This window comes from Lacticaseibacillus rhamnosus, assembly GCF_900636965.1.
GTDB lineage: Bacteria > Bacillota > Bacilli > Lactobacillales > Lactobacillaceae > Lacticaseibacillus > Lacticaseibacillus rhamnosus.
The window spans coordinates 903,021-924,053 of the sequence record NZ_LR134331.1; the positions used below are offsets into that span (position 1 = coordinate 903,021).

General features: G+C 46.7%; 21 protein-coding genes. 12 read left to right on the forward strand and 9 right to left on the reverse strand.

What is annotated here, in order from left to right:
• Positions 1 to 90: 90 nt before the first annotated feature.
• On the forward strand, positions 91 to 1,158 hold the full coding sequence (locus EL173_RS04695) for a competence protein CoiA (RefSeq protein ID WP_014571209.1): 1,068 nt from the start codon (positions 91 to 93) through the stop codon (positions 1,156 to 1,158).
• A 240-nt stretch (positions 1,159 to 1,398) separates the two neighbouring features.
• Here the strand turns inward: EL173_RS04695 and EL173_RS04700 are convergent, their stop codons facing one another.
• Together EL173_RS04700 and EL173_RS04705 are read right to left on the reverse strand one after the other, a co-directional pair.
• Positions 1,399 to 2,034, reverse strand: a complete 636-nt coding sequence (locus EL173_RS04700) for a DsbA family protein (protein ID WP_005687248.1) — start codon at positions 2,032 to 2,034, stop codon at positions 1,399 to 1,401.
• A gap of 69 nt (positions 2,035 to 2,103) precedes the next feature.
• Positions 2,104 to 2,697, reverse strand: coding sequence for a CYTH domain-containing protein (locus EL173_RS04705; protein ID WP_005688639.1), 594 nt, complete (start codon positions 2,695 to 2,697; stop codon positions 2,104 to 2,106).
• A gap of 166 nt (positions 2,698 to 2,863) precedes the next feature.
• Between EL173_RS04705 and yjbM the strand changes: the two genes are divergently transcribed.
• Genes yjbM through EL173_RS04720 form a run of 3 tightly spaced genes read left to right on the forward strand, consistent with a single transcriptional unit; the run spans position 2,864 to position 5,242 of the window.
• The gene (gene yjbM, locus EL173_RS04710) at positions 2,864 to 3,541 is read left to right on the forward strand and encodes a GTP diphosphokinase (protein ID WP_005713649.1); all 678 of its coding nucleotides are present in this window, start codon (positions 2,864 to 2,866) and stop codon (positions 3,539 to 3,541) included.
• Position 3,542: 1 nt separating this feature from the next.
• Positions 3,543 to 4,340: an NAD kinase gene (locus EL173_RS04715; protein ID WP_005687253.1), complete on the forward strand. Its 798-nt coding sequence runs from the start codon at positions 3,543 to 3,545 to the stop codon at positions 4,338 to 4,340.
• Entirely contained in the window at positions 4,340 to 5,242 is a 903-nt protein-coding gene (locus tag EL173_RS04720; RefSeq protein WP_005688644.1) for an RluA family pseudouridine synthase, read from the forward strand. The genes EL173_RS04715 and EL173_RS04720 overlap by 1 nt, the downstream gene beginning before the upstream one ends.
• A 143-nt stretch (positions 5,243 to 5,385) precedes the next feature.
• On the opposite strand, the gene EL173_RS04725 is transcribed toward EL173_RS04720, so the two are convergent.
• From EL173_RS04725 to EL173_RS04740, 4 genes are all read right to left on the reverse strand, one after another.
• Positions 5,386 to 6,444 (reverse strand): FAD:protein FMN transferase, encoded by a 1,059-nt coding sequence (locus EL173_RS04725; RefSeq protein ID WP_005688645.1) that lies wholly within the window; start codon positions 6,442 to 6,444, stop codon positions 5,386 to 5,388.
• Between the two features lie 216 nt (positions 6,445 to 6,660).
• Complete coding sequence (locus tag EL173_RS04730; RefSeq protein WP_005688646.1) at positions 6,661 to 7,299, reverse strand: copper homeostasis protein CutC; 639 nt, start codon at positions 7,297 to 7,299, stop codon at positions 6,661 to 6,663.
• A 19-nt stretch (positions 7,300 to 7,318) separates the two neighbouring features.
• Complete coding sequence (locus tag EL173_RS04735) at positions 7,319 to 8,137, reverse strand: undecaprenyl-diphosphate phosphatase (RefSeq protein ID WP_005688647.1); 819 nt, start codon at positions 8,135 to 8,137, stop codon at positions 7,319 to 7,321.
• 204 nt (positions 8,138 to 8,341) lie between these two features.
• Positions 8,342 to 9,382 (reverse strand): lactonase family protein, encoded by a 1,041-nt coding sequence (locus EL173_RS04740; protein ID WP_005688649.1) that lies wholly within the window; start codon positions 9,380 to 9,382, stop codon positions 8,342 to 8,344.
• A gap of 243 nt (positions 9,383 to 9,625) precedes the next feature.
• Between EL173_RS04740 and EL173_RS04745 the strand changes: the two genes are divergently transcribed.
• A complete protein-coding gene (locus EL173_RS04745; RefSeq protein ID WP_005688651.1) occupies positions 9,626 to 10,000 on the forward strand; it encodes a PTS glucitol/sorbitol transporter subunit IIA in 375 nt (124 codons plus the stop codon).
• A gap of 49 nt (positions 10,001 to 10,049) precedes the next feature.
• On the opposite strand, the gene rpsN is transcribed toward EL173_RS04745, so the two are convergent.
• The 3 genes from rpsN to EL173_RS04760 all read right to left on the reverse strand — a co-directional run bounded on the left by rpsN (position 10,050) and on the right by EL173_RS04760 (position 12,554).
• Positions 10,050 to 10,319 carry a 30S ribosomal protein S14 gene (gene rpsN, locus EL173_RS04750; protein ID WP_003564153.1) on the reverse strand — a complete coding sequence of 90 codons (270 nt, stop codon included), beginning with the start codon at positions 10,317 to 10,319 and terminating at the stop codon, positions 10,050 to 10,052.
• Positions 10,320 to 10,433: 114 nt separating this feature from the next.
• On the reverse strand, positions 10,434 to 11,411 hold the full coding sequence (locus EL173_RS04755; RefSeq protein WP_014571210.1) for a GMP reductase: 978 nt from the start codon (positions 11,409 to 11,411) through the stop codon (positions 10,434 to 10,436).
• A gap of 195 nt (positions 11,412 to 11,606) precedes the next feature.
• Positions 11,607 to 12,554 carry a magnesium transporter CorA family protein gene (locus tag EL173_RS04760; RefSeq protein WP_005688655.1) on the reverse strand — a complete coding sequence of 316 codons (948 nt, stop codon included), beginning with the start codon at positions 12,552 to 12,554 and terminating at the stop codon, positions 11,607 to 11,609.
• A 65-nt stretch (positions 12,555 to 12,619) separates the two neighbouring features.
• On the opposite strand from EL173_RS04760, the gene EL173_RS04765 reads away from it, so the two are divergent.
• The 7 genes from EL173_RS04765 (at position 12,620) to ymfI (ending at position 21,002) form a co-directional block, all read left to right on the forward strand.
• Positions 12,620 to 13,462: a methyltransferase domain-containing protein gene (locus EL173_RS04765; protein ID WP_005688657.1), complete on the forward strand. Its 843-nt coding sequence runs from the start codon at positions 12,620 to 12,622 to the stop codon at positions 13,460 to 13,462.
• A gap of 485 nt (positions 13,463 to 13,947) precedes the next feature.
• Entirely contained in the window at positions 13,948 to 14,457 is a 510-nt protein-coding gene (trmL, locus tag EL173_RS04780) for a tRNA (uridine(34)/cytosine(34)/5-carboxymethylaminomethyluridine(34)-2'-O)-methyltransferase TrmL (RefSeq protein ID WP_005688659.1), read from the forward strand.
• A 23-nt stretch (positions 14,458 to 14,480) separates the two neighbouring features.
• Positions 14,481 to 14,888, forward strand: coding sequence for a DUF1149 family protein (locus EL173_RS04785; RefSeq protein WP_005687267.1), 408 nt, complete (start codon positions 14,481 to 14,483; stop codon positions 14,886 to 14,888).
• Positions 14,889 to 15,413: 525 nt separating this feature from the next.
• Positions 15,414 to 17,714, forward strand: a complete 2,301-nt coding sequence (locus EL173_RS04800; protein WP_014571214.1) for a DNA translocase FtsK — start codon at positions 15,414 to 15,416, stop codon at positions 17,712 to 17,714.
• Positions 17,715 to 17,722: 8 nt separating this feature from the next.
• Complete coding sequence (gene yfmF / locus EL173_RS04805) at positions 17,723 to 18,985, forward strand: EF-P 5-aminopentanol modification-associated protein YfmF (protein WP_014571215.1); 1,263 nt, start codon at positions 17,723 to 17,725, stop codon at positions 18,983 to 18,985.
• Entirely contained in the window at positions 18,982 to 20,274 is a 1,293-nt protein-coding gene (gene yfmH, locus EL173_RS04810) for an EF-P 5-aminopentanol modification-associated protein YfmH (protein WP_005688664.1), read from the forward strand. Before yfmF ends, yfmH begins: the two co-directional genes overlap by 4 nt.
• On the forward strand, positions 20,274 to 21,002 hold the full coding sequence (ymfI, locus tag EL173_RS04815) for an elongation factor P 5-aminopentanone reductase (RefSeq protein ID WP_005688666.1): 729 nt from the start codon (positions 20,274 to 20,276) through the stop codon (positions 21,000 to 21,002). Before yfmH ends, ymfI begins: the two co-directional genes overlap by 1 nt.
• Positions 21,003 to 21,033: the final 31 nt, after the last annotated feature.

Here is a 21,033-nt window from a genome sequence, read left to right on the forward strand (position 1 = left end):
CATTCGAAAAATGCCTTGCCCGTCTCATGATTTTATGGCGGCGCAAGGCATTTTTAATTGACGGCGTAATCTATTCATGAGGTGAGAATGATGTTTGTAGCGTTGGATGAAGAAAACCGGCGAGTCATATTAACCAGTCATGAACAGGCGCAACAACTACGCAACCGATCGTTCCATTGTCCAATCTGCAAACAACACGTTTTGATTAAAAATGGTGTGGTGATGCCGGCACATTTTGCTCATCGGCAGCGATCAGACAATGAAGGAGAACCGGAGAGTGTCGAACACCTGACAGGTAAAAGTTGGCTGGTAACCTGGCTTCGATTGCATCAGCAGGCGGCTACGTTGGAGTACTATGATGCCAACATTCGGCAGCGGGCAGATATTCTTGTTCACCGTAACCCGCCAAAAGTATTGGAATTCCAAGCCAGTCCGTTAAGTATTCCCGATTTGAAAAAGCGTACCACGATGTATCACGCGCGTGGGTGGGAAGTCACTTGGATTTTAGGACGGCGGTATCAGCATAACCGTGGTAAAAGACAGGCACGAAAGTTTTTAACGTTGGAAGACAACTTGTTGACACTGTGGTATTTGAATTCGCAAGCTGGCAAACTTACACGGGTTCAGCTGATGCCAAATGGACGTCTATTGACTTATTATGTTCAGCGGTGCTCTCCTAAACAATGTTGGCAACCGGAACTGGTAGATGGGTTGCGTCAGACTAGGCATATCGGTTTGTCTTTACAAAAGCGAGTACCTTCATGGCTGGCGCTTCAGGCGTTAGCATATCAGCAGCATCATAACTTACACGGGGTTCCATGGATTGTGCATCACCGTTCACATCCGCTGCGGCATTTTGGCATCCCGGAATTATTGTTAAGGGTTAAATGGTTACTGACGTTTGAAGGGCGGACGTTTACGGATCGCGACAATTTAAACTTCTGGCTGGCGGCGCTACCGAATGTCTGGACGCCGTTGTTGCCAGCAGGAACCCTCGGCACACTAATCGGTAAACACTGGTTGGAACTGCTACAAACAGCTGGGTTTATTCGGCGTGATCATTTGGGGTATCGTTGGCGTCAGTTACCGCACTGGTTTACGGATATTGATCACAAACTTGTTGCTCCATCATGCATCGTCCCAAGCGCAAAGCCCTGAGAGAAAGGACTCAGAAGCAATAACGACGATGGGACAGCGCGGTCAATTGCTTCGTTAACTCCTAAGTGCGCCGGTTTAAGCGTAAAAAAAACCCTGCATAATCGCAGAGCCCGCTAAAAACCAGTAAATTTTAGTTTATTTGATGTTGCCGCTAGCAAAAAGGTTGGGTTAAAATCCAACTACAAAAGTTGCTTCATTCAGACGAAGACTAAGTGTTGGTGAAATCAAAGTTGCCCATAGTTAGAAAAATCGGAAATGACTGCCCATGTTTTCTGGTCGCTCAGTAAAGAAGTGGGAGGGATCGGTTCGAATGAGCTCGCAAAGGCGGGGAATAAGATCAGGATCACTAATCTGTTCAATTAAAACGGCATGCCCATCATCAACTTTGCGATCGGTATCGACAATCACCAAAGATGGGGTTTGGGTAATGCCCATTTGATTAGCAGTGCGTTGATCGGAATCAAAGCCCATTTTGACTTCTGACCGTTGTCGATCTTCGTAAAACATCTCATGATCTAAGTGGCATTTGGTTAACATTTTCGCCACAAACGCTGCATCGTATTGATATTGAACTAAAGGCGCGTGCTGTTGTAGTCGTAACAGCAACATCCGGGCCTTTTTGTTTCCTTGATATTGGGCAGCTTTGTAATCTAAAGCAAGATTATAAGCAGCTCGCAATAACTGGTTGCGTTTGGCGAGGCTGTGAACATTTAATTGTTCGCACTGCATAAACTGTTCGATAATATCCAGATTTAAAACCGGAACAAAGTGAACTTTGACTTCCTGTTCGAATTTGTCCAACTGGTGTAGCAGCTTTTGTTCGGTGCTAAGACAGACACTGCCAATAGGATTGAAAAAAAGAAAGATTTCTAACACGGTCATGGCCTCCAATTTGCTGGCAACAAATTTCTATACTTACTTTATCAGAAAACCGAAAAGTAACAATTATTTAGCTTGTGAATCGTGCACATGCATGTATGCACGTTGCACCTTATTAATAACGGGTTGTTTTTTTATGTGAAAATGGCGTAGTAAATCATCGTAAAATTTTTGCGCTACAGCAAGATTCTGATACTCCATTTCCAGTTCAAAATCAGAAGTCTGGTCGATATAAAAGGTCTGATCGAGCGTTAACAAACCAGCCGGCAAATGGGCAAGTCTTCTGGTTGTCTTGGCTTGGGTTTGAGGAGCAACCGTTGCCGGATCAATCCCCCGGGCAGCCAGAGCCTGAGTCACTTGGCCTGATTTGAGCTCGCCTTGTTCGATTAGTTTCTGTGCCTCCACTAAACTCAATGGATCGGTGATTTCTTCTAAGTCGCGCTGGGTACTTTCATTAGGTACTTTAAGGGTTTGTTCCGCATGGTCGGCAAACTGACGGATACGCAAACCAAGCCGCGCTGCTTTGACAGCACCGTCAGCTGTGTCATAATAGGTGTTCATTTGGCTAAAGGCCGGTTCAAAATCAAAATAATTCAAAAGCGCTAAGAAAGCATTTTTGCTTAAACAAGTTTTGAATTCCTGCTCGCGGGAAATAGACATGATTTGCCTCCAGAAACAACGGCACCGGTTACATGCCAAAAATATGATAGAATGATGGTCGTGAGTGTCATATTTAGCCAAAGTCAACATCGCGTTTAGCTGACGTGGTGACGACTAGCCAGATGGACATCACATTATCTAGTAGTTTAGTATGGGAGGGCCAGTAATGCAAAGGGACTGGGACAGTTTCTTAATGCCATATGAACAAGCGGTCGGGGAATTGAAAATCAAATTTCGCGGGATGCGTAAACAATTTCAACAGGCAAACGAGCATACGCCCATTGAATTCGTGACGGGGCGGGTAAAACCGGTCAGTTCGATTATCGAAAAGCAAAGTCGGCGGTTTATCAGCGATGAGCTCCTGGAACAAGACATGCAAGACATTGCTGGCCTGCGCATTATGTGCCAATTTGTGGAAGATATTTACCAAGTGGTTGACTTGTTGCGGCAGCGAACCGACATGAAGATTGTGGAAGAACGCGACTATGTGACCAACGTCAAGCCCTCAGGATACCGCAGCTACCATGTGGTCATCGAATATCCCGTTCAATTGATTCATGGTGAAAAAAAGATTCTTGCGGAAGTCCAGATTCGAACCATGTCCATGAATTTCTGGGCAACGATCGAGCATAGTCTGAATTATAAATATAATGGCGAGTTTCCCGATACGTTAAAGGCGCGACTCAAACGCGCTGCTGAAGCTTCCTTTATGCTTGATAAAGAAATGTCGGATATTCGCGAAGAAATTCAGGAAGCACAACATTTATTTGTCTACGGTAAAGGCCAACAGCCGTATTCAGATACAACCGATGACTCAAAGCCTGATGATAAAAAGGATGAATAAGATGCGTGTGACAGTTTTTCATAACAGCATACCTGCTTCAATTAAAGCAGCGCAGAAACTACTTAAGTTATTAAAAAATGGCCATTTTGAACTCGATGAGCGCCATCCTCAAGTTGTGATCACCATTGGCGGCGATGGCACGCTGCTGTCAGCCTTTCACCGTTATGCCGACCAATTGGATACGATTCGCTTTATCGGCGTGCATACAGGGCATTTAGGCTTTTATACGGACTGGCGTGATTTTGAAATTGAGGATTTAGTCATTGCTTTAAAAGAAGACTCAGGCCAAAGTGTCAGTTATCCGCTATTAGATGTTCGGGCGATTTATGCAGATGCTACGAGTGCCCATTATTTGGCGCTGAATGAGGCAACACTGAAGCGTCTGAATGGCACGATGCGGACAGAAGTTTATATTAAAGGCGACTTTTTTGAAAGTTTTCGCGGGGATGGGCTGTGCGTCTCGACACCGACCGGATCAACTGCCTATAGTAAGTCAAATGGCGGGGCCGTGATTCATCCGCGTCTTGATGCCTTACAAATTACAGAGATTGCCTCAATCAATAACCGGGTTTTCCGGACCCTCAGTTCACCGATTATTACCGCACCAGATGAATGGGTCACTTTGGAACCAACCGGGCGGGATGATTATGTGATGACAGTTGACCAGTTTGTGATTAATCCGCCGACGATTAAGCAGATTCGTTATAAAATTGCAAAAGAGCGCATTCACTTTGCCCGTTATCGGCACATGCATTTTTGGGACCGTGTGGAGGATGCGTTTATTGGAGCAAAACATTAATGCGATTTGAATGGCAATACGAGGGACCGCCGCTCAAATTGGCGGCTTTTTTAAAACAACAGGGTTTCTCCCGGGCCCAACTTAAAAAGCTGCGTTATCAAGGCGGCTTTATTTTTGTTAATAAACGGCAGCGGCATACAGCTTATCCGCTGCGAAACGGCGATCGGATTCTGGTCCAAACCGCGCCTGAGCAAGCCGCCGCTAGTGTTGTCCCGTATGAACATGAATTTCCGATTTGTTATGAAGACGATGATTACTTGGTCGTTAATAAGCCTGCCGGGGTAGCATCGATTCCAGCAGTTGGCCGGCGAAATGACAGCATGGCCAATATGGTTAAGGCATATTTGATTAAGACCCATGCAGAAAGTCAGGCAGTTCATGTTGTCACGCGGCTAGATCGCGACACCAGCGGCTTAATGGTGTTTGCTAAGCATAGTTTGGCGCACAGTTTGCTGGATCGGCAATTGCACAGCGAGAATTTTTTAAAACAGTACTTGGCGCTGGTGACGAGTAAGTCATTGCTGTCCGCACATGGCTGGATTATATTGCCAATTGGTGTCAGCACAGGATTTTACATGCGCCGTGTCGTCAGTGAGACCGGTAAGCCATCTGTGACTGAATATCAAACACTTGCGCAAAATTCGCACGCCGCCGCGGTACTGGTAACGTTACACACAGGCCGTACCCATCAGATTCGCGTTCATTTTGCCGCGATCGGACATCCGTTGTTTGGCGATGATCTGTATAATCGGCAAGCTGATGATTTCAAGCGGCAAGCCTTGCATTGCGCGCATTTGCGGTTTTGGCAGCCGTTGCAAAAACAGTGGGTCGATTTGCATGCACCGTTACCAACTGACATGGCAAAGCTTAGCGACCACTTGCATTTACCAGTTGTTTATTAGGCATGGCGTCATTGATGAAGGGGACACTGGCAAGTCGTTTGGCCGCATGAAGACTGAGACATCATTTGCAGCTTCTAAATAAAAGTATCCCATTTTCACGCGATCGCGAAAATGGGATACTTTTTATTTTTGCCACTGTCAGGTTAAAAATTCCCTTTATGATAGCCGGAATCAGCATCGAACTTAAATTGTTTCTTGAGTCCGTTAGTTAAGTAAATCTTTTTGTCGTTGGTGATAAAGATGGCTTGAATGTGCTGACTGTTTTTGGCATTCATGTACTGTAAGCCATCCTTGAGCCCCTTGTCAAAAGCGGCGTTTGACAAGGCATCCCCGTCCACGCTGTTTTTGGAAACAATGGTGACCGAGGCCAGATTGTTGTCGTATGGGTAACCGGTTTTGGGATCAAAGAGATAGATATATTTGTGACCGTGCGAGATTAGGTATTGCTCATATGTGCCGGCAGTGACGATGGATTCGTTGCTTTCCGGGATTGTCCCAACGGCAGTACCGCGCGCGGCTGTCGGGTCTTGAATCCCGACATGCCAATCACGTTTCGCTCCAAGTGGTGAATGACCCATGACCACGACATTACCGCCAAGATCAATAATGGCGGCGGTCACCCCATCTTTACGCAAGACTTCGCGAACCTTGTCGGCAACCCAACCTTTGGCAATACCGCCAAAGTCAAGCCGCATCCCTTTTTTGGTTAGGTAGGCCGTGTTGTTTTTGGTGTCAAGCTTGACATCGCGCCAGTTAACGAGCGGCAATGCTTGGGTGATTTCGCTTTGTGCGGGAACACGCGCACCAGGCAGCCCGATTTGCCAGAGATTGGTAACAGCACCGATTGCCATGTCAAAACTGCCATTTGAGTTTTTGGAGAAATAATAGGCCTTTTCCAGTAGCGGCATAAAATCTTTTGGAACCTTGACAGGCTTGACACCGGCATTGGCGTTGATTTTATCAAGCACTGAACCGCCACGAGTCAAGGTAGCTTCGGCGTCAACATGATGGATCATCGCAAAACCATCTTTTAAAGCTGACTTTTTGCCTTTATCGTAAATGGTAAGCGTACATGTTGTCCCCATGACGAATTCATTACGTGTATATGGCGTTTTTAGATAGGTCGCCTGTGTTTTCTTTTGGCACCCGGCTAATGTTAAAAGTCCCATGAAAGCAATGAGACCGATGAATATTTTACGCATGTTACTTAACCCTCATTTCATTTTTCCCTTTAATATCATAACGCTCGTTTTCTAAAAAGAAAAACGCGACTCGCCTCACTGTGATTTAGACGAACCGATATTGGCCAAGTCAGGTTTACCATCAACGAATTACTTGGGTACATTAAAAAGGCCGACCTCAGAGACGAATTTGTCTCTGAAGCCGGCCTTTTTAGTGTCTTGAATAAACAAAAAAAGCTAGAAGGCGATCAATTTGGTGCCATGAAGCTCCTTAACGCCTAATTGTTCGCTGATAGTAGCGGCATTTTGGCTAGTGATGCCGCCGCCGGGAAGAATCGTGATTTGTTTTTCCGCTGCATGGGCGATCAGCGCCTGTAGATGTGGCAAGGTTGTTTCAATTGGCGTTGATAGTGGGCCACCATGCGTCAAAATCCGATCAACGTGATGTGCGGCTAGCCAGTCAATGGCGGCCAGCTGCTTGGTTTCGGGAATGGCATCAAAAGCCATGTGGAAGACAACACTCATACCGGCGCTTGCTGCGATCAAACTCGTCATGGCATCTTCATCAATTGTCCCGTCCGGCAGTAAGGCACCGAATGCAACGCCATCAACGCCAAGTGCCTGCGCCTCGAATAAATCGGCTTCCATGATTTTCAACTCGGTGTCATTGTAAACAAAATTGCCTCCGCGCGGCCGAATCATAGTGACGAGGCTGCGACCATGTTCATGGACATACTTGGCACTTTCAGCCATCACACCTTTGGAAACGGTCGTCCCACCAACCGCCAAATTATCATTGAGTTCAATTCGATCAGCGCCTGCAGCAAGTGCCTTGGGAATGTCGGTATAGTTTTCAACAGCAACTTCTCGTAACATGGTAACCTCCTGTCGTTATTTAAAGAAACATCACAAGTAACACGATGGCACCCAGAATGATTCGATACCAGCCAAACGGTTTGAAGTCGTGCGTTTGGACGAATTTAAGCAGCCATTTGATAGCAACGATGGCGACTAAGAAGGACACGACTGAGCCGGTTAGTAACACAACCCATTGCTCGCCGGTAAAGCCATTGCCTTGCAACAAATACTTGCCAATTTTTAAGATAGAAACGCCAACCATGGTCGGAATAGCCAAGAAGAAAGAGAACTCTGTCGCAACATAGCGCGATGTCCCAATCAATAAGGCCCCCAAAATGGTGGCACCAGAGCGGGAAGTCCCCGGAACAATTGACAGAACCTGGAACAAGCCGATTAACAAAGCGGTTTGATAGGTGATGTCGGCCAAACTTGTAATGTGCGCCTGCTTATTCTTGAGGTAATTTTCCAAAACAATGAATAAAACCCCGTAAAGGATCAAAGTCGTTGCGACAACGAGTGGTGTATGTAGATGTTTGTCCATCCAGTCATTGAGCGGTAAGCCGACAACGACAGATGGCAGCACCGCAATGATGACTTTGGCCCATAACTGCCAAGTATCTTTTTGCGCCTGGACAGTCGGTTTGGAAAATGGGTTTAATTTATTGAAGTAAAGCAAAATAACCGCTAAGATTGCCCCAAACTGAATGACGTATTCGAACATGTTCATAAATTGCCGTCCTTGCGACAACTTAACGACCTGGTCAACCAGATCAATGTGGCCGGTGGAGCTAATCGGCAGAAATTCTGTCAGCCCCTCGACAATGCCGATAATCACGGCCTTGATAATATCAAACATAATAACCCTCCAATTCTCAATGTTAACAGTATACAAGGTTTTATCCTACTTGCCATAGTGCAAATGCAATTTAGCGAGATCTTATATAATCTGTGTGGTTAATGGTGAACTGATTTGTGGCAAGCAAAAAGCGGCTTAAGCAAATTGCGTTAAAGCCGCTGTTAAAAGATCTGATTTAAAGCCGCTTTTCAGTTTGAAAGTCGGCTATTTGGTTGCCAGAAACAAAACGTTAACGGCTTCCGGAGTTGGAATATCGCGCTGTTCTTCGGTTAGCAGCCCGGTTTTAGAATCCCGGCTGTATAAAGTCCCGTTGCTAGTGTTTTGATTAACTGCCAAGACATAGCGTTCGGTGAGGTCGAAGTTGAAATCACGTGGAAAATCGCCGGCGGTACTGATTTGTTGCAGTTGTGATAAGTTGCGACCATCCGGACTGACAGCAAAAACGGTTAAACTATTGAAGCCGCGATTTGAAACATATAGGAACCGTTGATCACTGCTTAGGCGAATAGCTGCGGCACCATTATGATCCGTATAATCTTCCGGAATAGTCGGTAAGGTAGCAATAAGTTCAAAACTTCCGGTGGCAGCATCATAGCTTAAGATGCTGACCTGACTCGAGAGTTCCCCAAGTAAATAAGCAACCGGATTGTTATGATTAAATGCAATATGGCGCGGACCAAACCCAGGTTCAGCGTGGAAGACAACGGGATCGCCAAGCTTGCCAGCATCACTAATCGTGTAAGTGGTCAAAGTGTCATTACCAAGATCAGCGACTGCCAAGCGTTGAAAATCTGGCGTCACGGCAGCGAAATGGACATGGGCGCCGTCTTGTTCCGGACGCGGACCGTTACCGGTGTGCACAATTTCGTCTGTCGCAGTTAAGCTATGATCACGGTTGATCTTATAGACGTTGATGCGCCCTTCATGATAATTGCTCGCGTATACAAGTTGACGATTTTCATCGATTGAGATGTGGGCAGGAGAAGAGCCGGGTTGTAAAACGCGATTAATCAGCTTAGGAGGATTAACGTTGAGATCATAACTGGCTACACCGCCTTGATCCCCTTCAGCATCAACCGCATATAAAATATGGTCATCTGAAACGGCTAAATAAGTAGGGGAACCTAAATCGGTAATATACGGTTGCGGGGCAGTTAATTGGCCTTGTGTGTCGTCAAACGTACCAGTATAAATACCAGCACCGCCGTGACGGGTATAACCGCCTAACAAGAGTCTTTGTTTCATAGACAAAACGCTCCTTTCGAATTTGCTTTGAGTATAGCATGTTTTGGGGATGCTTATGCTATGATATAGAGCGTGAGCCGCCCCAACATAGCTGGTTAACTTGCTGCCAGCTGTCCTTCAAAGCAGCGGCTTATCTGTCACTTTTCGAGGTACAGCAAGACCGACAAAAACGAACGTACCGCATCTTTTTTAGTACTGCGATATAGGCTTAAAAATATCACAAGTAAAAACGGAGGCAACAACATGCAATTTACGGCAACGATCACTGCCATTGGTAAAGACGCTTTAAGTTCAAAAGATCCCATGATTATTTTATTTGGCCCGGAAGCCACAGATGCACTGCGCGATGTTGCAGTGATTCAGCAGTTTGATGATCCCGCGGCCTTATCCCAATTCTCCATTCAGGCGGGGGATCGGCTGACGATTGACGGGACAGCTTTCACCATGACTTACGTGGGCCAGTTAGCCATCAGCAATTTGAAGACAATCGGTCACGTCACCTTATTATTCCAAGACGTACCAGCCGAAAAGCCAATGCAAAATGCCATTTATCTCAAACCCACCCAACGGCCGGCATTTCGTGTTGGAACAACATTGACCTATAACACGCAAGCTTAGCGGTTGTTAATTGGATATTAAAAAACACCTGTAATGACAGGTGTTTTTTTTACCATGATGCCTTGCGAACACCGGGAATTTGACCTTTGTGAGCCAAATCGCGGAAGTTCAAGCGTGACATTTTGAATTTACGCATGTAAGCATGTGGCCGACCGTCAAGTTCATCACGGCTGTGTGCGCGAACAGGGGAAGCATTCCGCGGTAACGCCTGCAAAGCAGCATAATTATGCTCGGCCTTGTACTTGGCACGCAGCGGAGCGTACTTGGCAATCGTCGCTTCGATCTTTTTTTCTTTGGCAATCTTTGACTTCTTAGCCATCTATGCAATCACTCCTTGTTTGTCGTTTGTATTGGATACTGGTATTCGAACAGTTCAACCCACATAGCATAGCACAGCAATAAGTCACTCGCAACACTTACAAAAGATAAGCGGTTAGTATTGATCACCATTGAAAATCGAGTTTTTGACAATGACATAATCGACCTTGGTTAAAGCTTCCAGATCGCGACCACCGGCATAGGAAACAGCGGATTGTAAATCTTCTTGCATTTCCTTTAATGTATCGCCGATCTTACCCTTAACTGGCAGCAGGATTTTTTTGCCTTCAACGTTATGATGGGTGCCTTTTTGATACTCGGAAGCTGAACCGTAATATTCCTGATATTCTTTGCCATCAATGGTGACGTGCTTACCAGGCGTTTCTTCATGGCCTGCAAATAGAGAACCAATCATGCACATGGTGGCACCGAAGCGAATGGACTTGGCAATGTCGCCATTGTTACGGATACCGCCGTCTGCGATGATGGGTTTACGCGCTGCTTTAGCGCACCAACGGACAGCTGCAAGTTGCCAACCGCCTGTCCCGAAACCGGTCTTGAGCTTGGTAATGCAGACCTTACCGGGACCGATGCCGACTTTCGTTGCATCGGCGCCGGCATTTTCCAGTTCACGAACAGCTTCAGGCGTTCCGACATTACCAGCGATCACAAACGTTTTTGGCAAATAGTGTTTGATATGCTGAATCATGTCAATGACGATTTGGGCGTGACCGTGGGCAATGTCAATGGTCACATAATCTGGCGTCAAATCGTTAGCAGCCAGCGCTTCGATAAAATCAAATTCTTCATCCTTAACGCCAACACTAATTGACGCGATCAAACCGCGCTTTTTCATGTCGCGGACAAAATCCATGCGCCGCTCTGGCTGAAAGCGATGCATAATATAGAAGTAATCGTGTTCGGCCAGCCAGATCGCCAAAGGTTCATCAATGATGGTCTGCATATTGGCAGGAACAACCGGAATTTTAAACGTGTGTGGGCCAAATTTCACGCTGGTATCAACCTCTTTACGTGAGCGCACCACACATTTGTTGGGAATCATTTGAATATCTTCGTAATCAAAAATCTGCATGCCGTTGTTCATCGGATTCATCCTTTCGCAAAAGCCGAACATTGTTAAGTATTATTGGTGTTATTCAAAACACCAAGTGCTAAGATACGCGATTAAAATGTAAAAGTCAACCAAAATACTTTCTTTTCTTTTTAATGTTCGTGTTTTGCTTAAAAATAAGAAAAGCCGGGACATCCCGGCCAGGTAGCAAGTGGATTAGAAAAATTTGTTTCGCCAAAATTGAAAGGCAAGAACCATCGCAATCGCAATTGAAATGGCAATCGTGATGATCCAGCTCACCTTCATATCTGCTAGTGGCAAGTGGACATTCATGCCATAAAATGAAAAGACCAACGTGGGAATGGTCAGTAAGATTGAATAGGATGTCAGAAATTTCATGACGCCATTCATGTTATTGTTAATGATTGACGAATAAGTATCAGCCGTTTCGTTAATAATGGAATTGCTAATCTGCGCCATTTCAACCGCTTGCTGATTTTCGATGATGGTATCTTCCAGAAGATCCTGATCATCTTCGTTTAGATGCAATGGGTTGGTGCGTTTGAGTTGTTCCAGGACATTACGGTCGGTTCGCAGACTCATCATAAAGTAAACCAAGGAGCGTTGAATGCCCATTAATCCGTAAAGTTCTTCGTTGCGCAAGTTGCGTTGAAGTTTATTTTCGTTGGCTTCGCGGGCTTTGTTGAGATCGCGCAGGTAGGTCAGGTAACTGATCGAGATCTGATACAGTATCTGTAAGACGGTGCGATTTTGATGTTGCGGATTGAAGTTGCTTATTTTGCCTTCCGAAAAAAGGCTCAGCAACGGTATCGGTTCTTCGTTAATCGTAATCACCGCAATATTTGTAATAATAATGGCAAGCGGAGCCGTTTCATAAACTACTTTTTTTCGGGCGTCACGGGTAACAACGGGCATGTCAAAAATAAACAAGTGGCTGTCATTGTCTTCATCATACTCATACCGTGCGCCTTCATCCGGATCAAGGCCATATAGTAGGAATGCTTCTGATAGATTGGCTTTAGTCTGCAATTGTTCCCGTTCTTTTGGGGTGGGGTTGACCACATTGATCCAGACGCCGGGACTGATCCGCGATTGTGGATTTAGCCGGCCGGTTTTGTCATCGAAACGATAAATTGAAAGCATGGCAGTCTCCTTGGCTTTTTCTCTTAGTTTACAACAAGCGGCCAAGCTATGCAGGAAGGAAAATCATGCGAAAACGTGAAGCAAAAATTGAATTGGCGGCTCAACAAACGCCTTTATTTGCGTGTCCGGTGTGCGCTCAGCCAATGCAGGTCAAAGCCGGATCGCTTATTTGTTCTAAAGGACACCGGCGCGATTTCAGTCGTAAAGGGACCGTGAACTTCTTGAATCAACAAGTCGCGACTGAATATACAGCTACGATGCTAGCAGCCAGACGGCGAATGTTGACGGCGGGATTGTTTACACCGTTTTTGGACGCTATGGCAGCTAAATTAGTCCCGCATCAGCGCCTATTAGATGTTGGTTGCGGTGAGGGGACACCAACTGCTTACTTGGCTCACCAAAAGCAACAGATGGCAGTCGGTTTCGATATTTCAGCACCGGCAATTAACTTAGCGGGTAGTTTGGCAGCGCCAGTATTATTTGCCGTGGCCGATTTGGCGCACCTACCATTTGTCAACGATGCTTTTGACACGGTTATCGACATTTTCTCGCCAGGCAACTACCGGGAGTTTCGGCGCGTATTACGACCAACAGGACAGCTGCTGAAGATTATTCCACGCGCCGGCTATTTAAAAGAGTTGCGTGAAGGGTTATATTCTGGAACACGTAAGGCTGAATATGATAACCAGCCTGTGCGTGAACGGTTTTTAGCAGCGTTTCCTCAAGCAACCATCCAATCAATAACGTATGATTTTCCACTGGTTGCAGATCAGTTTACCGATTTGATGACCATGACGCCACTGTCTTGGCAAGCACCGGCTGAACGGCGCCAGGTAATGTTAACCAATCCGCCAAAAAGTATTCATATTGAGGTTGATTTACTCACCGTTTCGAATCTTGTCAAGTAAAAGGGTTGAAAACAGGAATAACCGGTGTTAATATGCTTTTAAGCTATTTATTTCGGGCTTTTATCAGGGCTAGCTTTTGGGTAATTGATAAAAGTTTGCGATAAATTACTTCACTAACGTATCGCTTCGCTGAGTGCGCTCCGAAGCAATGCGTTTTTTTCTTGCTTAAAATCAGGTTGGCGCCAAGTTTTTGCTTTGTAACGCGCTTCCCGGTGCAGGGATCTGCGTGTAAGGACCTGAGTCGCAATGACCAAGGGCGGGGGACATCACGCTCGGCGCTAAGTCCGCCTTTACGCCCATAACGCGTTCACCGGCGCAGGAATCTGCGTGTAAGGACCTGAGTCGCAATGGCCAAGAGCGGGCCATCACGTCTCAGGCCGCTTACACTCCGATTCCTAACCGCGCCGATTCACGCTCACTGCGGGTTGGTGTTAACACAATAGAATGTGCTACACTGAAAGCACTTGTGTTGAAGGGACGATAACATGGCGAATCATATTGTTTTATTTGAACCGTTAATTCCAGCGAACACTGGTAACATTGCGCGGACTTGTGCAGCGACCAATAGCTATTTGCACTTGATTAAGCCATTGGGATTTGAGACTGATGATAAGCATTTGCGCCGCGCCGGGTTGGATTATTGGGCCAAGGTTCGAATTGTCTATCATGATAGTCTTGATGACTTCATGGCAACGGTCAAGGATCCGCAGCATTTGTATCTCATCACCAAATTTGCAGATCAAACCTATTCTGATCGCGATTACACCGATACGCATGCCGACCACTATTTCCTTTTTGGCAAAGAAACCACTGGACTGCCTGAGGGATTTATGCGGGAACATGAAGATCAGTGCCTTCGTATCCCCATGACGGCAAACGTGCGCGCTCTCAATTTATCCAATTGTGCAGCATTAGTGGTTTATGAAGCTTTACGACAGCAGCATTTTGCCGGACTGGAAACCGTGCATACCTATGAACATGACAAACTAAAGTGAAAATACGCTAGGAGGCGCAACCCATGGAAGCAAAACGTTATCCGATTACGGTTGAATCATTTCATTATGATCTCGTGAAACAAGGAACCCCAGTGAAGAACGATTTACAGGTAGCCATGCGTCAGATTCAGTGGTCTGACCCTAAGAAACAGGCAGAATTAAAAAAAGGCAATCTTTTTGAAATGATGATTCCCTTTGACGTGGTGCCTGACAATGCCGGATTTGAAATTTCCGGTAAGATCACCCAAATTGTTCAGGTTATGGATTATTTCGGTGAAGCAAATGAGCTGCCACAAGAAGAACTGGGCAAATTGAGTCGGCCACTGGTTGAAACCATTGAAACCTTAACCTATCAGGTGACAGCGGTAGCCTTGGATCAAGGCGTTAATCTTCAGTTCGGCGCAAGTGACGAACAACCTGGCCAAGCTTAAGCAGGTAGTGAATAGGAAAAGATCAAAAAGGCGGCCGGAAAGCTGCCTTTTTTGCTGAGCGCGAGCCGGAGCGGTTAGAAACCGGAGTGTAAGCGGCCTCAGACGTGATGGCCCGGGCTTGGCCATTGCGGCTGAGGTCCTTACACGCAGGTTTCTGCGCCGGCGAACGCGTTATGGGCGTAAACCAGAACATAAGCAGTCTCAGCCGTGATGGCCAGGTTTTGGCCATTACGCCCAAGGTCCTTACACGCAGGCTACTGGGCTGGCGAACGCGTTATGGGCGTAAACCAGAACATAAGCGGCCCCAGCCGTAATGGCCCAGGCTTTGGCCATTGCGCCCAAGGTCCTTACGCTCTGACTTCTGCGCCGGAAAGCGCGTTATGCCCAAACATAACCCCGGCTATTGTAAAAACCGGCATAACGACCCACCGCATATCTCAAAAGAACATAGCAAAATCACCGCAGTGGCTTTTTAAATGCGGGCTCAGCTCGTGTATAATAGGCAGGAATGAAAGGAGCATGACCATGGCACAAAAACGTGGCGGGCGCAGGCGACCGCGCAAAAAACGACCAACTAAACAGCAACAGCACACCTTAAGTTGGGTTGGCGCGCTATTTGTCGTGTTCGCGAGCCTGGCATTTTTCCGTCTCGGCATTGTTGGAACGGTCCTTGCCAACGTTTTTCGGTTAGTAGTTGGCGATAGTTTTCTGGTAGTCAGTGCTGCGACTGTTGTGACCGGTATCTGGTTTTTATTGGCAGATCGGTTGCCGAAGTTGGCGCGGCATGTCTGGATCGGGTTAAGTATCATTCTGATCGCCGCACTGGTTTTACTAACAGCACAGGCAATGGCGACACTGAATGTCCACAGTCATTATTTGCTAGCGACTTGGCACCTGTTGCAAAATGATTTTGGGTTAATGACAACCGCGTCACAAGTCGGAGGCGGCTTGCTTGGTGCAGGACTTTTTGCGTTGTTGGCGCCATTATTAAGTAGCTTAGGCGCAACCATTCTTGCGTGGTTTGGTGTCATTGCCGGTATCCTCGTGTTTTTGGGGGTGGGCGCCAACCAGGTTTTTAACTGGTTGCAAGCTTTTGGACAGGCTTGCAAACGTGGATTGATTCAGGTATCTGATCACATAACGGCGCTAAAAAAAGCAGATGCTAAAAAGGCTGCCACTCGTCCAACATCGACGCCAGAAGCTGCAACGGATGCTGCTCACACGCAATCAGAACCATCATCGGAGCGAGCCGATGACTTCACGATTAAGGGGCCAACTCCGGTTAAACCGTTGCCGCAAAGTGAAGCGCCTGCCCCAACGAAACCAGCAAGTGCCGCACCTGTGAGTGAGTCATCTGCTGCCACTGCGCAGGTGCCCGCCAGCAAGCTGGACGCAGACATGCCGGCTTCAGACTATCAGTTGCCTAGCCTAGCCATGCTGACGGCGACACCGCCTGTCGACCAAAGTGCAGAATATCAGGCAATTAAAACGAACCGTACAAAACTGAAGGAAACTTTTGAAAGCTTTGGGGTTAAGGTGGGCGTTAAAAGTGCGACATTAGGGCCGTCAATTACGCAATATGAGATTCAGCCCGCGGTCGGCGTAAAGGTTTCAAAAATTGTGAATCTATCCGACGACTTGGCATTGGCTTTAGCTGCAAAAGATATTCGGATTGAAGCACCGATCCCCGGGAAATCGTTAATCGGAATTGAAGTGCCCAATCAACATATTGCAACAGTCGGGTTTAAAGAGGTCATGGCGGAGACGCCTAAGGCACCGAATCATCCCTTAGTGTTACCACTTGGCCGGGATGTTAATGGTCAAGTGGTCACCTTTGATCTAACCAAAATGCCGCACCTACTAATTGCCGGCGCAACCGGTTCAGGTAAGTCAGTGATGATCAATGTGATCCTGACGAGTATCTTGATGCGTACGAAGCCAACTGATGTCCGGCTGATGTTAATCGATCCCAAACGTGTTGAATTGTCCGTTTATAATGGCGTGCCGCACTTATTGACGCCAGTCGTGACCGAAGCAAAAAAGGCGCCAAGTGCTTTAAATAAGATTTTAACCGCAATGGATGAACGCTACCAACGATTTGCGGCAGCAGGCGTGCGTAACATGAAAGAATTTAATCAAAAAGTAGCAGCAAATCCTGCCAGTGGTCAGTCCAAAATGCCGTATATCGTTGTCATTATTGATGAGTTAAGTGACTTGATGATGGTTGCGGGTCACGAAATTGAAACCGCCATTGTACGACTGGCCCAAATGGCGCGCGCTGCCGGCATTCATGTTATCATTGCCACACAACGGCCATCTGTGGATGTTATCACGGGGTTGATGAAGGCTAACATTCCATCACGTATTGCTTTTGCCACATCTAGCGGCATTGATTCACGTACGATTCTTGACAGTAATGGCGCAGAAAAACTTCTGGGCCGCGGTGATATGCTGTTTTCACCGATTGGCGCTTCCAAGCCATTACGAGTTCAAGGTGCGTTTATCCCGTCTGTTGATGTAGAACGGGTTGTGAAAGCTATCACGGATCAAGTGGCACCAGCTTATGTAGACAGTATGACGCCGACTGAAAATGTTGAAACCGAGCAACAAGGGGATTCTGAAGACGAGTTGTACGATGATGCCAAGGCATTTGTCATTGCACAACAAAGCGCTTCTACATCAATGCTGCAACGACGCTTTCGAATTGGCTATAATCGTGCGGCACGATTGATTGACGATCTTGAAGCTAATCAGATTGTTGGCCCCAGCGAAGGCAGTAAGCCCCGGAAAGTTTTCGTTACACCAACAGATGGGAATCAGTCATGAGGGAGACTATGCAAAAAGAAATCAAGCCGGGCGTTTGGCTTATGGTTTTGCCAACCACCCAATTTAAAACTACTCGGATCAATATTCAGTTTTTAACCCCATTGCGGCGAGATACGGTCACAAAACGAACGTTGCTGACCAGTCTTTTGGAGACAAATAGTCAGGAGTATCCAACTCAGGCAGCTATGGCGGCCCATTTAGAGTCACTTTACGGTGCAAACTTCAGTATTGGTGTTGCGCGCGAAGGCCGACTGCACCGGGTTGGGGTGACAATGAGTACTGTGGACGATCGGTTTACGGATGCACCGTTGTTACCAAAGGCAGCAGCGTTTTTGAAGACGGTTTTGTTTTCCCCCAACTTTCAAGCTGGGCAATTTGACGCGGCAACTTTTGATCGGGAAAAGCAAAACTTGGATCACTATCTGGCCAGTTTAGATGATGATCGTCAAACGCAGGCAGCATTGGGTGTCCAGCGTCTGTATTTCGGCGTTGATCCTGATCAGGCCATCCCCAGCTTTGGCACGCGTGAAGATCTTGCGCCGATCACGACAGCGAGTTTAACCGCCTATTACCACCAAATGATCAGTGAAGATCAAGTCGTTATCACCGTTTTAGGCGATGTTCAGGCTGAAAAAGTGGCGGCTTTGTTTGCTGATTGGCCACTGGCGGCGCGCTCGCAAACCACCCCCGCGATTGCATTTAATTTACCGGAGCATGCCGAAGTCGTCAGCCAAACCGCCAAAGTCGTTGCCCAACAAGCTAAATTTGATCTTGCCTATCATGTCAGCACGGATTTGATGGGTCCAAAGTATGCAGCTACTTTAGTGGCAGAAGAATTGTTTGGCGGTTCAAGTTTGTCATTGCTCTTCACCAACGTTCGCGAAAAGGCCAGTCTGGCTTATTATGCGAGTTCCATGTTGGATACTTTTCGCGGCTTGATGTTGGTTCAAACCGGGATTGAAAGCAAAGATCAGGCGCGGGTTGCGGATTTGATTCAGCAGCAACTGGCAGCCATTGTGCGCGGTGATTTTTCCGATGACCGGTTGCAGGCGATTAAAGATGGCATTTTGGATCATCAGCGTGCAGCGTATGATAGTCCGCGGTTTTTGACAAATCAGGCGCTGTATCGACTGTTAGTGCCGGACGCACCGCAAGACTTTGAAAGCTTTGCTAGCCGAATTCAGGCCGTGGATCGGCAGGCAGTGCAACAAGCGGCTGCCGCGATGAAACTGCAAGCGACGTATTTTCTGACTGGGGAGGACAGCGAATGAAGACACAATATTTCCGTGATGTTGATGAAACACTCATCACAACGACGCTGCCCAACGGTTTGCGCCTGCAAGTGGTGCCGCGCCCGGCGTATCATAAAAGTTATGCGATCATGACCACTGATTATGGTGCGATTGATACGCGCTTTGCACCGGACGGCAAGCAGATGGTGACTTATCCAGCCGGTATCGCCCATTTTTTGGAACATAAGTTATTTGAAAAAGAAGATCATGATGCATTTGATCTTTTCGGCGAGACCGGTGCGTCAGCCAATGCGTTTACCAGTGCGACAAAAACCAGCTTCTTATTTTCCACGACCACTCAATTAAATAAGAACCTGCAAATTTTGCTTGATTTTGTGCAGGCACCGTTTTTTTCCACGGAATCGGTGGCTAAAGAGCAAGGCATTATCGGCTCGGAAATTCAAATGTATCAAGATGATCCAGGTTGGCGGGTGTACGCTGGTTTGCTGGAAAACCTTTTCCCCAATCATCCAGCGCATGTTGACGTGGCAGGGACAGCAGCAAGTATCGCTCAGATTACGCCGGAGATGCTTTATACCATTCACCGCGTTTTTTATCAACCAAGTAATATGACCTTGGTGATTGTTGGCAATATTGATGCGGAGAATGTGATTGATTTTGTTGCTGCCAATCAGGCTCAAAAGACATTTCCAACGCGACAGCCAATTGTGCGAGGCGTTGAAGCAGACGTGCAAACAGCAGATATTATTCCTTATCGGGAGTTGAAAATGCCGGTCAGTCGTCCCAAAACGCTGGTTGGCTTTAAAGGACAGGTGGCAATTCCGCAGACGGCTGCTGGTTGGCGGTATCAATTAAGTATTCGCCTATTGCTGGAAGTTTTGTTTGGAGATTCATCGCAGCTTTATCAAGCATGGTATGATCGCGGTTTGATTGATGACTCGTTTGATTTTGATTTTACGAATCAGCGTAGTTTTAGTTATGGGCTTGTTGGCGGCGACACCGATGATCCTCAAGGCTTAAGCGCCGCCATTAAGGAAGTATTGGCACATGCTGCGGATCAGGCTGATTTGAATAGAAATCGGGTTGCGCTAATTAAACGCGCGTCACTCGGCAAATACTATGCCGGACTGAATGGGTTAAATGGCGTTGCCAACCAATTAAGCGCCTTAAGCTTTGGCGAAGCGTCTTTGTTTGATTTTCCGCAAATATTAAACAGGATTAGGTTTGAAGATCTTGAGCAGTTAATTCCTAAACTTTTTAATGCTGAAGCTTTAACGGTTTTGACAATGCTTCCGGAGGGAAAATAATGCGATCGGCTTTAATCATTGGCGCTTCTGGTGATATTGGCCAAGCGGTAGCAGCAAAATTGGCGGCAGCAGGGTGGTCGCTTTATCTGCATTACTTTAAGCATGAGCAAGTTGTGATGGATCAAATGAGGGCTTATCAAGCAGCATATCCGCATCAGGACTTTATTCCGTTACAATATGATTTGACGGATGACCGTCATCTAGACGAACTCACAAATCAACTTTTTAGTCTTGATGCTGTCATTTTTGCAGCCGGCATGACCTATTATCATCTTTTTAAAGAAACCACGGTCCCTGAGATGACGACTTTGATGCGGGTCCATTTGTTAACGCCGATGGTTCTTTTGACTAAAGTGGAGCGTAAATTGGCACAATCTGGTCATGGACGCGTTATTTTCATTGGATCTGTCTATGGTGGTACCGGATCAGCGATGGAGGTGGCCTATAGCACGGTCAAGGGAGCGCAAAGTGCCTTTGTGAAGGCTTATGCACAAGAAGTTGCCAGTCTTGGCATTACCGTGAACGTTGTTGCCCCCGGAGCCGTCACCACCAAAATGAATACAAAGATGTTTGACTCCGATACACTCGCCAAAGTTCAGGCAGAGATTCCCGCGGCTCGGTTTGCGACCCCCCAGGATATTAGTTACTATGTCAGTATGCTGGTTGCCGAGGAAGCGGCTTATCTAACCGGACAGACACTGTACGTAACAGGCGGCTGGCGCATGTAGTAAACAAAGGATTTCTTAAGGCTTTCAGACG

Bases quoted from the DNA above. Each gene is read 5' to 3' on its own strand.
- EL173_RS04695 (WP_014571209.1), top strand. From the start codon at position 91: ATGTTTGTAGCGTTGGATGAAGAAAACCGGCGAGTCATATTAACCAGT.
- EL173_RS04705 (WP_005688639.1), bottom strand. From the start codon at position 2,697: ATGTCTATTTCCCGCGAGCAGGAATTCAAAACTTGTTTAAGCAAAAAT.
- yjbM (WP_005713649.1), top strand. From the start codon at position 2,864: ATGCAAAGGGACTGGGACAGTTTCTTAATGCCATATGAACAAGCGGTC.
- EL173_RS04715 (WP_005687253.1), top strand. From the start codon at position 3,543: ATGCGTGTGACAGTTTTTCATAACAGCATACCTGCTTCAATTAAAGCA.
- EL173_RS04720 (WP_005688644.1), top strand. From the start codon at position 4,340: ATGCGATTTGAATGGCAATACGAGGGACCGCCGCTCAAATTGGCGGCT.
- EL173_RS04725 (WP_005688645.1), bottom strand. From the start codon at position 6,444: ATGCGTAAAATATTCATCGGTCTCATTGCTTTCATGGGACTTTTAACA.
- EL173_RS04730 (WP_005688646.1), bottom strand. From the start codon at position 7,299: ATGTTACGAGAAGTTGCTGTTGAAAACTATACCGACATTCCCAAGGCA.
- EL173_RS04735 (WP_005688647.1), bottom strand. From the start codon at position 8,137: ATGTTTGATATTATCAAGGCCGTGATTATCGGCATTGTCGAGGGGCTG.
- EL173_RS04740 (WP_005688649.1), bottom strand. From the start codon at position 9,382: ATGAAACAAAGACTCTTGTTAGGCGGTTATACCCGTCACGGCGGTGCT.
- EL173_RS04745 (WP_005688651.1), top strand. From the start codon at position 9,626: ATGCAATTTACGGCAACGATCACTGCCATTGGTAAAGACGCTTTAAGT.
- rpsN (WP_003564153.1), bottom strand. From the start codon at position 10,319: ATGGCTAAGAAGTCAAAGATTGCCAAAGAAAAAAAGATCGAAGCGACG.
- EL173_RS04755 (WP_014571210.1), bottom strand. From the start codon at position 11,411: ATGCAGATTTTTGATTACGAAGATATTCAAATGATTCCCAACAAATGT.
- EL173_RS04760 (WP_005688655.1), bottom strand. From the start codon at position 12,554: ATGCTTTCAATTTATCGTTTCGATGACAAAACCGGCCGGCTAAATCCA.
- EL173_RS04765 (WP_005688657.1), top strand. From the start codon at position 12,620: ATGCGAAAACGTGAAGCAAAAATTGAATTGGCGGCTCAACAAACGCCT.
- trmL (WP_005688659.1), top strand. From the start codon at position 13,948: ATGGCGAATCATATTGTTTTATTTGAACCGTTAATTCCAGCGAACACT.
- EL173_RS04785 (WP_005687267.1), top strand. From the start codon at position 14,481: ATGGAAGCAAAACGTTATCCGATTACGGTTGAATCATTTCATTATGAT.
- EL173_RS04800 (WP_014571214.1), top strand. From the start codon at position 15,414: ATGGCACAAAAACGTGGCGGGCGCAGGCGACCGCGCAAAAAACGACCA.
- yfmF (WP_014571215.1), top strand. From the start codon at position 17,723: ATGCAAAAAGAAATCAAGCCGGGCGTTTGGCTTATGGTTTTGCCAACC.
- yfmH (WP_005688664.1), top strand. From the start codon at position 18,982: ATGAAGACACAATATTTCCGTGATGTTGATGAAACACTCATCACAACG.
- ymfI (WP_005688666.1), top strand. From the start codon at position 20,274: ATGCGATCGGCTTTAATCATTGGCGCTTCTGGTGATATTGGCCAAGCG.